Source organism: Massilia sp. CT11-108 (genome assembly GCF_047302915.1).
Taxonomy (GTDB): domain Bacteria; phylum Pseudomonadota; class Gammaproteobacteria; order Burkholderiales; family Burkholderiaceae_D; genus Telluria; species Telluria orientalis.
Window position 1 is genome coordinate 1 of sequence record NZ_JBKYMO010001246.1, and the last position, 459, is coordinate 459.

The window sequence follows — 459 nt, forward strand, 5'->3', positions numbered from 1 at the left end:
ACTGCGGCCTCGTGGCGGCCAGCGCGGACAGCGCCATCAACCGCGTCTGGCGCGACTTCCATACGGCATCGCAACACCGCGAACGTGGCCGGGATGGCGTCCCACTTCGTCGACCTGGCCCATGCCTGCATCGCGCGCCGGCGCAACCGGTTCGGCGCCCGGAACGAGCTGTTGATCGACGTGCCCGCCGTGCGCGCCGTGCTGGATGATGCCCGCGGCAGGCTGGATGACGTGCGTGCGCGCTTCTACGCCTTGCTCGACGCGACGTGGTCCGACGTCGTCGCCGGCGCCGACGTCGCGGACGAACAGGCCGCGCAAATGCAGGCACTGGCACAGGAGTGGGTCGCCGCGTCGCGCCACGCCGTCGACACGCTGTACCCGTACTGCGGCCTCGTGGCGGCCAGCGCGGACAGCGCCATCAACCGCGTCTGGCGCGACTTCCATACGGCATCGCAACAC

1 pseudogene is annotated in these 459 nt (G+C 70.8%); it reads left to right on the forward strand.

Going from position 1 to position 459, the window contains the following annotated elements:
• Positions 1-84: 84 nt before the first annotated feature.
• Positions 85-459, forward strand: a pseudogene (locus ACEN88_RS34240) (acyl-CoA dehydrogenase); the annotation flags it as partial.